At 39.2% G+C, this 13,986-nt stretch carries 15 protein-coding genes; 2 read left to right on the top strand and 13 right to left on the bottom strand.

Translation table 11 applies throughout. The annotated features are described in order from the left end of the window. Positions 1 to 13 precede the first annotated feature (13 nt). The gene (gene gltX / locus PP182_RS04050; RefSeq protein WP_272650054.1) at positions 14 to 1,537 is read left to right on the top strand and encodes a glutamate--tRNA ligase; all 1,524 of its coding nucleotides are present in this window, start codon (positions 14 to 16) and stop codon (positions 1,535 to 1,537) included. A 5-nt stretch (positions 1,538 to 1,542) separates the two neighbouring features. Here the strand turns inward: gltX and PP182_RS04045 are convergent, their stop codons facing one another. From PP182_RS04045 to PP182_RS03990, 12 genes are all read right to left on the bottom strand, one after another. Then, positions 1,543 to 2,823 (bottom strand): alkaline phosphatase family protein, encoded by a 1,281-nt coding sequence (locus PP182_RS04045; RefSeq protein ID WP_272650053.1) that lies wholly within the window; start codon positions 2,821 to 2,823, stop codon positions 1,543 to 1,545. A gap of 145 nt (positions 2,824 to 2,968) precedes the next feature. Then, positions 2,969 to 3,706 carry a sulfite exporter TauE/SafE family protein gene (locus PP182_RS04040; protein WP_272650052.1) on the bottom strand — a complete coding sequence of 246 codons (738 nt, stop codon included), beginning with the start codon at positions 3,704 to 3,706 and terminating at the stop codon, positions 2,969 to 2,971. Positions 3,707 to 3,745: 39 nt separating this feature from the next. Then, positions 3,746 to 4,381, bottom strand: a complete 636-nt coding sequence (locus PP182_RS04035) for a YdeI/OmpD-associated family protein (RefSeq protein ID WP_272650051.1) — start codon at positions 4,379 to 4,381, stop codon at positions 3,746 to 3,748. Between the two features lie 96 nt (positions 4,382 to 4,477). Beyond that, on the bottom strand, positions 4,478 to 5,455 hold the full coding sequence (locus PP182_RS04030; RefSeq protein WP_272650050.1) for a hypothetical protein: 978 nt from the start codon (positions 5,453 to 5,455) through the stop codon (positions 4,478 to 4,480). A gap of 45 nt (positions 5,456 to 5,500) precedes the next feature. Further along, entirely contained in the window at positions 5,501 to 5,989 is a 489-nt protein-coding gene (locus tag PP182_RS04025; RefSeq protein WP_272650049.1) for a DUF4440 domain-containing protein, read from the bottom strand. A 20-nt stretch (positions 5,990 to 6,009) separates the two neighbouring features. Next, the gene (locus PP182_RS04020; protein ID WP_272650048.1) at positions 6,010 to 6,495 is read right to left on the bottom strand and encodes a YybH family protein; all 486 of its coding nucleotides are present in this window, start codon (positions 6,493 to 6,495) and stop codon (positions 6,010 to 6,012) included. Positions 6,496 to 6,574: 79 nt separating this feature from the next. Continuing rightward, the gene (locus PP182_RS04015) at positions 6,575 to 7,750 is read right to left on the bottom strand and encodes an amidohydrolase family protein (protein ID WP_272650047.1); all 1,176 of its coding nucleotides are present in this window, start codon (positions 7,748 to 7,750) and stop codon (positions 6,575 to 6,577) included. A 32-nt stretch (positions 7,751 to 7,782) separates the two neighbouring features. Continuing rightward, on the bottom strand, positions 7,783 to 8,751 hold the full coding sequence (locus PP182_RS04010) for a hypothetical protein (RefSeq protein WP_272650046.1): 969 nt from the start codon (positions 8,749 to 8,751) through the stop codon (positions 7,783 to 7,785). 33 nt (positions 8,752 to 8,784) lie between these two features. Continuing rightward, positions 8,785 to 9,276: a YybH family protein gene (locus PP182_RS04005; protein ID WP_272650045.1), complete on the bottom strand. Its 492-nt coding sequence runs from the start codon at positions 9,274 to 9,276 to the stop codon at positions 8,785 to 8,787. Between the two features lie 171 nt (positions 9,277 to 9,447). Next, positions 9,448 to 9,807, bottom strand: coding sequence for a DUF1801 domain-containing protein (locus tag PP182_RS04000; protein ID WP_272650044.1), 360 nt, complete (start codon positions 9,805 to 9,807; stop codon positions 9,448 to 9,450). A 3-nt stretch (positions 9,808 to 9,810) separates the two neighbouring features. Further along, positions 9,811 to 10,266 (bottom strand): GyrI-like domain-containing protein, encoded by a 456-nt coding sequence (locus PP182_RS03995; RefSeq protein WP_272650043.1) that lies wholly within the window; start codon positions 10,264 to 10,266, stop codon positions 9,811 to 9,813. A gap of 42 nt (positions 10,267 to 10,308) precedes the next feature. Beyond that, entirely contained in the window at positions 10,309 to 11,025 is a 717-nt protein-coding gene (locus tag PP182_RS03990; RefSeq protein WP_272650042.1) for a helix-turn-helix transcriptional regulator, read from the bottom strand. A gap of 153 nt (positions 11,026 to 11,178) precedes the next feature. Here PP182_RS03990 and PP182_RS03985 point away from each other — a divergent pair, with 153 nt between their 5' ends. Continuing rightward, a complete protein-coding gene (locus PP182_RS03985) occupies positions 11,179 to 12,114 on the top strand; it encodes an SPFH domain-containing protein (RefSeq protein WP_272650041.1) in 936 nt (311 codons plus the stop codon). Between the two features lie 79 nt (positions 12,115 to 12,193). Here PP182_RS03985 and PP182_RS03980 read toward each other — a convergent pair whose 3' ends face one another. Next, positions 12,194 to 13,879, bottom strand: a complete 1,686-nt coding sequence (locus PP182_RS03980) for a glutamine--tRNA ligase/YqeY domain fusion protein (RefSeq protein WP_272650040.1) — start codon at positions 13,877 to 13,879, stop codon at positions 12,194 to 12,196. Positions 13,880 to 13,986 lie beyond the last annotated feature (107 nt).

The following is a 13,986-nucleotide window of genomic DNA, read 5'->3' as shown; positions in this document are numbered from 1 at the left end:
ATACCTTTGCGACATGACAAAGAAAGTACGTGTTAGATTTGCGCCCAGTCCTACAGGGCCATTACATATTGGGGGAGTACGAACCGCCCTTTTTAATTATTTGTTTGCCAAGAAAAATGGGGGCGATTTTATCCTGCGTATCGAGGATACGGACCAAAACAGGTTTGTGGAAGGAGCAGAGCAGTATATTGTGGACGCCCTTAATTGGTGCGGCATTCTATTTGATGAGGGACCTTCATCTCCGGTGGCCCGGGGGGATACTTATGGAAAGTATGGACCTTATAGACAAAGTGAGCGCAAACACTTATATAAAGATTTTGCAGAGAAATTAATTCAAAAAGGTAAGGCGTATTATGCCTTTGACACTTCGGAGCGATTGGATTTTCATAGAAAGGACCATGAGGCCAAGGGAAAAACATTTATTTATAATTGGCACAACCGATTAAAACTTGATAATTCGCTATCCCTTATGCCTGAAGAAGTAAGGAAAAGACTGGAATCTGGGGAAGATTATGTAATTCGATTTTTAACTCCGCCGGATGAAAAGTTGCATCTAAAGGATATTATAAGGGGAGATATAGAGATAGATACAAATATTCTTGATGATAAAGTACTCTTTAAGAGTGATGGTATGCCCACCTATCATTTGGCAAACATTGTGGATGACCATTTAATGGAAATATCCCATGTTATTCGAGGGGAAGAATGGCTGCCTTCGTTGGCCTTGCACCAGCAACTTTATGATGCCTTTGGCTGGGAAGCTCCACAATTTGCACACCTACCCTTGATTATGAAACCTGTTGGCAAAGGGAAATTGAGCAAGCGTGATGGAGAAAAGGGAGGTTTTCCGGTTTTTCCTTTGTCTTGGAACGATGCTATGGGTTATCGGGAAGCGGGTTATTTCCCAGAAGCCGTGGTTAACTTTTTAGCACTTTTGGGTTGGAATCCAGGTACGGAACAGGAGCTTTTTTCTTTAGAAGAGCTGGTAGATAGCTTTTCTTTGGACAGGGTAAATAAATCTGGAGCTCGGTTTGATCCAGAAAAAACCAAATGGTATAATCAGCAATATATGCATCAAAAGGAAGATGCGGTTTTGGCCGAAATGTATATGAAGGTACTTTCTGAAAAGCCAATAGAAATAGGGTCTAAAGAATATGTGACCAACGTAGTATCCCTTATTAAGGAGCGGGCAACTTTTGTTTCCGATTTTTGGGAGCTTAGCGATTATTTCTTTGTCGCACCTACTGAATATAATGAAAAGGTTGTAAAAAAACAGTGGAAGGAAGGCACCAAGGAAATTATGGGAGATTTGCTAGAGGTTGTGGATACTATTAAGGATTTTTCTTCTGAAAATGTGGAGACTAAAGTAAAATCTTGGATTTCCGAAAAAGAATTGTCTTTTGGTAAGGTAATGCCTCCGTTACGATTGGTGCTCGTAGGAGATATGAAAGGACCACATATTTTCGATATCATGGCCATGATTGGGAAAACCGAGAGTATGGATAGAATTAAAAGGGCAATCGCCAGATTAGGCTAGAACACTTAGTTTTGTAGCATCTGTTGTACAAATTTTAATTCCCCGTCGATGTCGCTAGGAACAGCTAATCCTAAGATTTTACACACCAAAGGATATATGTGAATGTTTTTAAAAGAAGAAGCCGTGTAATTTTCTTTAAAACTTGGGCCGTTGGCATAGAAAATCCCATGCATTTCTTGATGTTTTGGGTCATACCCATGAACTCCAAAAGTGGTCTTCGCGTTTGCAATTTTTGTTTCAATATTCTTTTGTGAGGCAAAATAATACCCGAAATCTGGAATCACCTGAACCTCACCCCAATCCTTGTTTTTGGGTTTATATTCAAATCCAGGGGTGTCCTTTGTTTGGTAAACCTTAAAATGATTTTCTTTTTCTCGTAAAGAATCAATGACGGGCCCTAGGTCTTGCCTATTTTTCAAATGAATGTTTACAATTGCGCCATTGTCGATAATGGAGTACAACGAATCGTTTTTTAAAGGGTCTATAGGAATATAGTTCTCTTTAGGCACCTCCACCATACCATGGTCCGACACTATTATGATATCCACCGGAAGCCCAGTAGCTTTTACCCCTTCAAATAATGATTCCAAGTTTTTGTCTAATCCCATTAGGGTCTTTTTTAGTTCATTATCGACATTTGGGCCAAATAAATGTCCAGTATCATCCATATCGGAAAAGTACATGGTTACTAAATGTGGTCTTTTTTTTACTGGCAATGAAAGCCATTGGAGCACCTTTGACACCCTCTCCTTGTTTTTTATGGACTCATCGTACTTTTCATAATAAGTAGGCCATGAGCCTAGAATATTCGCTTCTGAGCCCACGAAAAAGTAACTTGCCGTAACCATTCCGGACCTTCCCGCTTGTATCCAAAGGGGAATTCCACCATAAAAGGTTCCGTCTTCCACAACTTCTCGATTTCCAATACTGTAAACCTGGTCCTTTTTGTGACTGTAAAAACGGTTACCTATAAGTCCGTGTTTTTCAGGATACATACCCGTTGCAATCGTATAATGGTTTGGAAAGGTCTTGGAGGGAAAGGAAGGAATCAAAGACTCTGCCCGAACACCTTTTTCAATAAACCGGGTTAAGAAAGGAGGGTTAAATCGCTCCACATAATCCCAGCGAAAGCCATCCAACGATACCAAGATAACATAAGGTTTGTTTAGGGTTTCATCGGAATTTAAGGTAGGTAAGGAAATTGCGCTAGAACTGCTTTTACATCCTGAAAAAAACAGTACACTGATTAAGGATAATAGAACTAAGGCCAACTTTCTTTTTGTCATTTCTCGAAGGTAAACAGATTAAGCTCCTAAAATAGGCCATAAAAAAACATAGAACCAGGGACCACATCATGTTTTACCAAGAAATAACATAAGGGGAGAAAAGTTAGGGATTAACAAAAATCTAAAACAAGTGTAAATCCGGTAATTAATATAGTTTTATTAGAATATTGGCCAAGGTTACAAGGCCAATGAGCAATATGAGCAACAAGGATATTCTTTTAAACTTATCCTGCTTGATATATTGAAGGATACGTTTGCCTAGATAAGTGCCGGAAACTCCAATGATTAATAAAAAAGGCAAGTAAATCAGATGTTCTTTTTGAATATAGCCATTGTTGAAATAGACAAAGGTTCTAGTAAAATCTATAAAAAAATCAATAAAGGCGGAGGTAGCGATAAACACACTTTTTTCCAGATTAAAGGCCGCCATGGTAAGACCTCGAATAGCACCTCCCGTACCTAACAACCCCGCGGAAAATCCGGACAACACCCCACCAGTTATCGCATTCTTTTTATTTGGATTAATAACCAAGTCTTTTTTAATTAGGAACAGTAAACTAAGGCTAACCAAAAACAAAGCAAGCGTTATTTCCAAAAAGGAACTATCCACAACCTTGGTCAAAAACCCACCAATAATCACGAATATAACGGACGGTATACCAATGTTCATCAGCAACTTTTTATCCAGTCCTTTTTTAAACAACATGATTTTACTCACATTGCTAAACAAATGGAAAAGGGCGGTAAGACCTAGAACAAAATGGAAATCAAAGAAAAAATTCCCAATAGGCACAAAAAACACAGAAGACCCAAAACCGCCCACGGTGCCTATGATTTCGGCCACCAAGGCTAGTAGCAAGAAAAGATAGTTGAGCTTGTTCATGGCAATGGAATCATTAGGTTCCTACAGATTCCAATTTACTCAAATATATTTATGGGACCCGTCGCAAGAAGGCATTTTTTGGGAATGGCCACAGACACAATCGTGCATTCCCTTACCATCTAATATTCTGGCCCTGTATTTTTCAATACGGGATTCTCGGGTCTTTGCTTGTTTTGCACCTGAAAAATATAATAAATATCCTTTTTGTCGTCCGGAGGTAAGGTTTTGAAAGGCCGACTCAAAGTCTGGGTCCCTATCAAACTTAAGCTGAAGCTCTTCAGGGCGCTCCATTGCCTCGGCTTTTTTGTAATCAATTCTTAAACCTGATTTTTCCACCTCAATGGCTTCTAAGACATAAGTCTTGAGTATTGGCCTTAACCGAATAATCTCACTTACGTTGGTAAAAGGAACTATTCTTGCCGACTGCGTATTTTCCCCTTGCTGTTTTAGGATACCTTCGGAATCCTTGAGTAGGGCACCTTTAAAAAAAGCAAGGCAACAAAAATCTTTAAAGGAACCGATGAGAGAAATATTTTTATCATAGTATATATAGCACGGACTGCCCCACTTAAAAGCTTCCACAAGTCCACAATCCAGCAAAATTTGCCTGATTAGCGCAATTTCATCGGGCCATCTTTTTTGTTTTCCAATAAACTCAGAAACCTTTGGATTCATGGAGATTTGGCTTATTTGATAATTCTGGCGTGAAGCTACCTGATAATTCTGGCAAAAGTTTTAGAATTAGCGCCTCGACGGCACTATTTGCCTGTTTTAATAATCCGTAATCGAATCCACTTCAAATTTTCTCATAGCTTCTCCGTCCACTAAGGTGTAGGAAACTTGTCTAGTCTCACCACTAGAGTCTTCGTCGTTGAACACAGGAAAGCGCTGAACCAGATTGTTTTCTACAACAAAAAATTCATCATGGCCATTATATCCTTTATTGATTCTGGAATTTTCCGATACGGGAGGAAAGTATACTTGGCTCATGGATTTCATATTGTTTACCGAAAAGGCATAAACCTTGCCGTATTTATTACTTTCAACGGATTGCGTGTAAACCAAAAGTTCTGGGGAGCCATCCGAGTTTAGGTCCTCAACTTCGGCATTAATTACGCTTTCACCAGTTATATTGAATGATTCATTATATTCCTGCTCCTGCAATCCGAAAGTAAATATGGAGAGCATGTTCTCTTCTTTTTCTAAAGATGAGACATTAAAACCAACACCTTGTAGATTGAGTACTTTGGAAAAAGAAGTGGGGTCGACCTGTTTTTTGTCAAGTTCACCATCTATTTTTCGATACGTTCCCGTGAAACTGGCTCCACCACTACAGAAAAAGGACAAAACCCCATCGTCTTCTGGATTTTCTGGGGCTATAGATATGGAGTCGTTTGAAAAACGAAATCTTATTTTTTTACCTTTATAAACCGCCTCGTAGACACCCTCATTTTTCTTATAGGCCTTGGTGTCAAAGGTGCAGGTTGGCCTTTTTTTATCCGCCCTTGAACGGACTGAAACTGAGATGCTATTGTCATCTATTTTATTTACGATTACGGCTATCCAGTCATAACCTTCATTTTTCTTAACATAGCCATCGTCTACATAATTTCCAGAATAGTCTATGTTTTTTGAGGTCGAAACTTCGGTTGGCGTTCTGCTATTTACCTGTTCCGAATTGCTTTTGTTATCCTGTTTACAGGAGTGAATCATAAGGAAAGGCAGCATTAAGAACGCTATTTTTCTCATAAAGTAAGACTTTGTGAATACCATCGTTAAATTTACAAAAAATGTTCACTCCACAAGAGAAGAAGCCAGTTCTCTATATAATTTCCATTCGCCGTCTACCTTTTTTAAAAGCACCAAGAAAGAATCTCCCATTTCGTGGACAGTTCCGTTTTCATCTGTATAATAGGTACGACTTACACCGAAATCGTAGGCCATGGTATCCGATAGAATCACAGTCTCCTTAGGGCTCATTTTAATACTGTCATACCTGAATTTATTGCCGTGTTGTTCCCTAAGTGCTCTATAGGCTATCCAATCATCACTGCCCGGACCAATGGAGATGAGGTCCTTCGTTACAAAATTTCCCAAATCGCCATATCGTTGCTCTTTAACAGTCTTTTCAAAAGAGGCTCTCATCTCTTGAATTTTGTCAAGTTCTGCTTGCTTATCAATCCTTTTTACGACAGGTTCAGGTGAAATTGTCTTCCTTGCCTTATTGTTTTCATTGCAGGAAACAAGCATAAACACTAGAATAAAGGAAAAAAGGTTTTTCATGCTATTTATTTATAGTTAATTTAATTCCGCTGTTTTTCGTGAGCCTGACTAATCATATGGCTCATACAAAGCCAATTACCTTCAATTTTTTTGTAGACCCTTAAATGGTTGATGATGCGGTCTTTCATCGGGCTGCCATCTGGCCATTTTTGACCTGTACGGATATTGGTAGACCTCGCCAACGCTATATCTTCATTGAGAAAAGTAATATCCGGTGTTTGGTAATTGTTCTTCCCGGACATGACAAAATCAAGGCTAAAGATGATTTCCAACAAAGACTTAAGTTCTTCCTTGCCTTGTACCCTGTCGCCAAAAGCATTGGTCCAATCAATACCTTTCGAATATCCGGCCAATACTCGATTTATGTCCTTGGAATCCCAACCTGTGTCATAATCTATTATGTTTTGCTTTATCATTTCTATATCATTGTTCCTAGTGCTTGTACCCTGACCGTAGGAAACATACAGGACGCAAACAAAAAAATAAATAAGACTAAAATTTTTCATATAACTTTCTTGTTTCGGTTTAGAGTTATTTGTTTTTTGAACAGGCATACGTTTGATGAAGACCTAAGACCTTTTCTAATTATTGTGTTTTTCCGTTTTTCCAAACCTGTTCTACCTTTCTAAGATTTGCAAGGTCACTTAATGGGTTCTCATTGAGGATAACAAAAGTTGCCTTGCTCCCTGTTTTTATTTCTCCAATAGGTAAATCAAAAGCTTTAGCAGCATTTCCTGTAGCTGTTTTAAGTACTTCTAGGTTAGACAACCCTGCCATTTTGTATAATTCTAATTCCAAAAAATAATCTTCTCCAAAATTCATTTGCCCTTCCTGGGCATCAGTACCCGCTACAATTAATATCCCAGCATCGTGCATTTTTTTTATTATCTCCGCAGATTCTTTTGCATCCAATAGATTGTTTGTAATCCATTCCAACATAAAAGGCGGTAATCCATCCATTGGTTTTAAATTAATGCCTGCAGTAGGCACTACAAAAGCTCCACTTTCCGATATTGCTTTGTAATAGCTGTCCTCAATTGGATAATCTTTTTTCATGCTCAGCATGTGTACAAAACCATCCGGATTATACTTTGCAATAGTTTCCATTTCTTCAACTTCGCCGGCATGAACTACTGCTTTGTACCCCTTTTCATGTGCATTTTGGATAAGCCCCCCTATTTGTTCATACGACAAAGTTGGAACCGCTGGTTCACCCATCCACCCCCCCAAAGTGTGAATTATTTTAATGTAATCAACCTTTTTTGAAATCCGATGTTCCATCCAGTCTTCAATGCTAATTGAGTCAGTGATGGTTTCCATGTTTGGGCTGAATTGAGTGGGATGCCCTCCAGGTACCGTAGCAGCATGACCCGCACCATATATAGTGGAAAAACCAATTGAATCTTTTGTCAGGGATTTCCATCCAAGTTCTCGATCCTCCAATCCAGTATGCATATTTAGAAGCGTCAAAACACCTAAAGGGTAACCTGCTTTTAAATCTTCTAACGTATTGGCATGGACGTGGGCGTTGACTAAACCGGGAATTATATATTTTCCTGTTGCATCTACTATTGAATCTGAAGCTAATTTTTGATTCGTGATAGCAGCTATTGTATCACTGTTGATAGCCATATTTACAAGGCCCAAGTCCTTATAACCATCAAATAAACCGACATTTTCGATGACAATGTCATATTTAGGTCCTTTGGAGCAACCTATTAAAAGAAATAAAATCAAAAAAAAGGGTAATAGTTTTTTCATACAGATGAGTTTTGGATAACACGCTGAAAAGCTTATTCTACAATTTCAAATGTTTTAAACATGTTCTTACTAGCTGCATTGGGCACTTCAGAAATCAAGGCATAGCCGCCAGGTTCTAGTGTTGCCGTAAAATAGCCAGTTTTTCCAGCTGGCATGTCGTTTACTCCCCCTAAAAAAGTAAACCCCTCTGGAACAGGGTCTATGAGACCGTCGAGATTCAGCCAACTCATCCATGTTTCAAGTTTTTTTGTGTCTGCTCCGTCGGCTATTTTCACCAAATTTACATCGTGCCCCTGAAAATGCTCATGCTTCTTTTGGTCCAGATAGTGTACCGAAAAGGTATACGTTCCGGCGTTCTTTGGTGGTTCAAATGAAACACCGGTTTCGCCCGAAACCAAAACGTTTATATCAGCAGATGGCTCCGATAATGGCGAAACCCCATTGGACACCACTAGCACCTTGTACATTCCCATATTCGTATGAAACATACCTCCTGGCATTTTTACATAACATTCTATAATATAATAACCCGGGTCTAATTTCATGGTAGTTTGTGCGGTATGTCCTCCTGATATCAAACCAACACCGCCTGGCCATACCGTACCTGCATACCATTCGGGTATTTTGCCAAAGGCGGCAAAAGCCTCTTCATTTTTTCCTTCATATAATAAGGTAATTCCCTCTCCAAAGGGGGGCAACAACTCATTTTCAAAATCCTCAACAGTAATGCTGTCTATAGGGTCATCGATTAATATGAAGTGGGGTTGTGAAGATTCATTGTGATATTTCCAAGTAACCCATCCGGAAGGAATGGTGTCCGGAGACTGAAATTCCATACTTTCAGTTACAATATCTATTACCGAGTCAACTTCCTGTTCAACAATCATTTCTTCGATTTTTTCTTTTTTCTTGTCACCCCTACAGGACACAAATAGTATAAGCACGAAGGATGATAAAAAAATTAGGAACGTAAACTTAGTAGACTTGAATGGTATGTTCATAATGTTGGTTTTGAGTGGATCGGTTTTATGTTCTTAATTGTTATGGAGTGTTTCAAAAGCTATTTTCCAAGTGTTGTTGGGTTGTCTTCGCCAAGCAACAATGTAGGTTCCGGTGCTTTTAGTGGTGTCTCTAGTCTGCTTATTGACAAAAATCTCGTTAAAACTATTATAGGATATGGCCATATCCTCGGAAGCAATAATGTTGGGTTGCCCCCTATCCAACAACTGAACATCAAAGTCTTGATAAATGCCTTCCCACTGTGCCCTTAAGGAGTCTTTACTATTCAGCTTTACCGGAGATTCTGGATAAATGGCAGTAAAGCGGTCTTCATAGAAGTCTATCCAATCGTAATCGAACCTGGAGTATACCGAATATAGGCTGTCTACTTGTTCTTTGATTAAGGTTTGTAACATAGCATCTGGAGTTCGTATATTTTCTTGAATAGTTTCTTTTTCTTGACAAGAAGTAATAGTTAGAAAAGCGCATGCAGCGGTTAAAACTTGGAAAACGGGGAATGGTTTCATTTTAAAATGTTGGTTTGGTTTGGTGTATGATATTTGACGAATAAACTCTTATAAAATGTAGTGGATCCAATTATAATTGGCGAGCAGCACTGTATCAGTCGTATTGTTTTCTGTGTAAATAGCAGGCACAGAGGGCATAAGCCTATATTGTAACGAACGGTATTTGATTCTTTAGGTTATTTCTCTAAGTTTTAGGGCTTTTGATAGAATCCTTTTTAATTCTTTTATAGGGAGGTCTTTTTTTGGCTCAATTCTTAAAACCTTCATTTTAGTACGGTTTCCCGACTCCAAACTTGGGTGTTCCAACCTATTACCGTCAACCAAGAGTATATAAGGAGCATTCGTTTTCTTATCGGTCCATAAATAACAGATGGCTTTCCCTATGAAGCAAAAGCAGGGCATGCCGTATTTACGAGTTTCGTGAATAGTTTCATGCTGTTTAAGAATAATATCACGTATTGCCAAAAAGCAGCTTCTGTTGGGCTCTACCTGATTCAGATAAAAACGTTCCTGCTCAGATAAACTACGCATTGGCTAGATTGCGATGTAAATAGGAACTTCGGCGTCTTTAGGGTTTTGAGCCTTCTCCCCGTAAATTTCATAATCCGCTGAATAAGCTCTTTTAATGCCACTGTCCCAAATTTTCATCCATTCCTTGGCCACGACTCCCTTTGATAAGTCCCCCTTCGCTACAAATGTTGTATAAGTACCCCCACAAATAGACTTTCCTACCATTCCCGGAGGAGTATTGTCTAAAGATGACACTTTACAACCTAATAGTGTCGTGTAATGGCCGGTATGGTCACTTTCATAGTCGGTATAGACACTATAAATATCATTTTCAACCCGGTTGGGGATTTTTGTCATTAGATTTTCCGACAGGAATTTGTTAAATAATTCTCCGATATCTTCGGCTCCTTGATTGTTTTGGTTTGTGGTTCTTACGGTTATTCCAATAATTTGGAAAGGTGCTACTTCTACTTTTTCCATATTTTTTATTTTAGGTTTTAGCAAATGTAGTGTCGTCTGGTGTCATAGGTGTGTCAGGGGTTGCCAAGTTTTTCTACACGCATCAAAATATTGTTGCAAGCTTAGCTCATGAGGTTCAAAGAACTGGGGTAATAAGGAAAGGGTCGTTATTCGATCCAACCTAAAATATCGATAGGCATTTTTTGTTCTGCAAAGCGCAATGAGTACCCAGTTACCTTGTGTGGTGAAAAGGGCAAAGGGCTCTATGTTCCGCTGGCTGTACTTGTCATCTAGAGAATGATAATGAATATGAACCAACTGTTTCTTCGCCAGTGCAGTTTGTAATTGAATTAGATTTTCACTGGTCTTTTCAACACCAGTATTATCTCTTACCTGAATGCGGTTTGAAATGTATTCTAAATCTACTTTTTGATTTGTCCTAAGGACAGACTTAATCTTGGTTACTGCTTTATCGTAATATTTTGAAAGCGAAGCATCTTTGTTTTTTGTAATGATATGCCCGGCTGTAACCAAGGCATTGGCCTCTTCCTCTGTAAACATGATGGGAGGAATGGTATATGTGTCCAAAAGGGAATAGCCCTTTCCTTCTTCAGTTACAATAGGAACTCCTGATTGCTCCAAAGTTCGCATATCGCGATATATGGTCCGGATACTAACGGTGTATTTTTTAGCAAGGTTGCTGGCCGTAACCAACCTTTTTGATTGTAAATCGGTTAGAATAGAAGTTAACCGTGCAATTCTTGGTTTTTCCTTGGACATGAGTGAACCACTTTTGTTTAAAAGTAAGAAAATCGAAAGAACGATAAATTTGGCGGACGGAGTTATTTCTGGGTCTTTGTAACAAATTGCCTATAATTGCTACTAATAAGAGGCGATGTTTTCGTACATTCATTAACTTAAAAAAAATTGACTATGGGAGCTTTCATATGGATACCGATTATTATTTTTTTGGGACTTTTACTTTTGTCCTTCGTTTTTATCGTAAAGCAGCAAACGGCCGCTATTATTGAGACCTTTGGTAGGTATAGCAGTATTCGGCAGTCTGGCTTGCAATTTAAAATACCGTTCGTTCAACGGATTGCAGGCCGCTTGAGTCTAAAAATACAACAGCTGGATGTCCTTATTGAGACGAAAACCTTGGATGATGTCTTTGTGCGTATAAAGGTCTCCGTACAGTATAGGGTTATCCAAGAGAAGGTATATGATGCTTTTTATAAGTTGGATTATCCCCACGAACAGATTACCTCCTATGTCTTTGATGTGGTGCGTGCAGAAGTGCCAAAAATGAAATTAGATGATGTCTTTGTAAAAAAGGATGATATTGCCTTGGCGGTAAAAGCGGAACTTAATGATGCCATGTCTGATTATGGTTTTGACATCATAAAGACTTTAGTGACGGATATTGACCCAGATGCACAGGTAAAGGCGGCCATGAATCGTATCAATGCCTCTGAAAGGGAAAAGATAGCGGCTCAGTTTGAAGGTGATGCGGCACGTATCCTTATTGTAGAAAAGGCTAAGGCCGAAGCGGAAAGTAAGCGCTTACAGGGGCAGGGAATTGCAGATCAGCGTAGGGAAATAGCTCGCGGTTTGGAGGAGTCCGTTGAAGTACTGAACAAAGTAGGTATAAATTCACAAGAGGCATCTGCTTTGATAGTTGTAACACAGCATTACGATACCTTGCAGAGCATAGGAGAGGAAACAAATACAAATCTTATTTTATTGCCTAATTCACCACAGGCCGGTAGTGATATGCTAAATAATATGGTAGCTTCGTTTACGGCCAGTAATATGATTGGGGAATCCATGAAAAAGACTAATGTCAAAAAGGACGAGAACAAAAAATAGTACTTCTTTAAACTATAAAAGCCCTAAACAGTATGTGTTTGGGGCTTTTTTCAAGTATTAATTTGAAAATCAAAACGGTTTAGCCCTTCTGTTGAATCTTAGCCCAAGAATCTCGTAGACCCACCGTTTTATTGAAAATAAGCTTTTCAGGAGCTGTTTCTCGATCCACACAAAAATATCCTATGCGCTGAAACTGAAAACGTTCTCCTGCTTTGGCGTCTTTCAAACTTGGTTCTAGATAACCAGTAATCACTTCTAAAGAATTAGGGTTTATAAACTCCATAAAATCCTTGTCTTTTTGTGTATCCGGGCTTTCATGGGTAAATAAGCGGTCGTATAGGCGTATCTCGGCGGGAACGGCATGTTTTGTGGACACCCAGTGCAATGTACCTTTTACACGGCGCAAACTCTCCGGAGTGCCGCTTCCACTCTTACTTTTAGGGTCATAGGTACATTGTACCTCTATAATATTCCCATCGGTATCTTTTGTACAGCTTTCGGCCTTGATGATATATCCGTTCTTTAGCCGAACTTCGCCCCCTAATTTTAGCCGAAAGAATTTTTTATTTGCCTGTTCCTTAAAATCTGCTTTTTCAATATAAAGTTCTCCCGAAAATGGTACTTGTCTGGACCCCAAGGATTCGTCCTCTGGACTATTTTCGGCTTCCAGCCATTCCTCTTTTCCTTCGGGATAATTTGTAATGACCACTTTCAAAGGGTCCAGTACGCCCATCACCCTCGGTGTAATCTTGTTGAGGTCCTCACGTACATGAAATTCAAGCAGGGAAACATCAATTAAATTATCCCGCTTTGCTATACCGATGGTATCCGCAAAGTTTCGGATAGCATCTGGAGTATACCCTCTTCTTCTTAAACCGGAAATAGTTGGCATTCTGGGGTCGTCCCAACCTTTTACGACCTTCTGTTCCACCAATTGGGCTAGCTTACGCTTACTTACAACAGTATGACTCAAGTTTCTTCTGGCAAACTCTCGCTGTTTAGGCCTTAATTTTTTCGGATCAACTACTTGATCTAAAAACCAATCATATAACTCTCTATGAGGAAGAAACTCTAGGGTACAGAGTGAATGGGAAACCTGTTCTATATAATCACTTTCACCGTGTGTCCAATCGTACATTGGATAAATACACCAATCGGTATTTGTTCGGTGATGGGCACGATGCAAGACCCTGTACATAATGGGGTCGCGCATGAGCATGTTGGTGGAGGCCATATCAATTTTAGCACGCAAAACATGTGAGCCCTCTTTAAATTCTCCCTTTTTCATGGCTTCAAAAAGTGAGAGATTTTCTTCAACGGAACGATTTCTATAAGGACTGTTTACGCCAGGTTCGGTGGGCGTACCTTTTTGCTCAGCCATCTCTTCCGAGGATTGACTGTCAACATAGGCCTTTCCGTCTTTTATTAAAAGAACTGCCCAATCATACAATTGTTGAAAATAATCAGAGGCATACCGTTCGGTATCCCAATTAAAACCAAGCCAGGACACATCTTTCTTTATCGCATCTACGAACTCCTGTTCCTCTTTGGCAGGATTGGTGTCATCAAATCTCAAATTAACAGGAGCTTTATAACGCAGACCTAAACCAAAATTAAGGCAAATAGAACTTGCATGACCAATATGTAAATATCCGTTTGGCTCAGGGGGAAACCTAAATCGCAAATTACTCTGAGAGTAGTCTTTTTCAAGATCTTCCTCAATAATCTGTTCAATAAAATTTAAAGACTTGGATGTCTCGCTCATGTCGTAATTTTTCAAGCTACAAAAGTAGCAAAATTGCCGTAAAACCTACGATTAAAATACGCTCACAATGGATAAAATGCATTTCACAACAATTTTAAACTTGCCTA

The sequence above is a fragment of the Maribacter sp. PR1 genome (genome assembly GCF_028464145.1).
Lineage (GTDB): Bacteria > Bacteroidota > Bacteroidia > Flavobacteriales > Flavobacteriaceae > Maribacter.
This window is presented reverse-complemented; position numbering and strand designations above follow the sequence as displayed.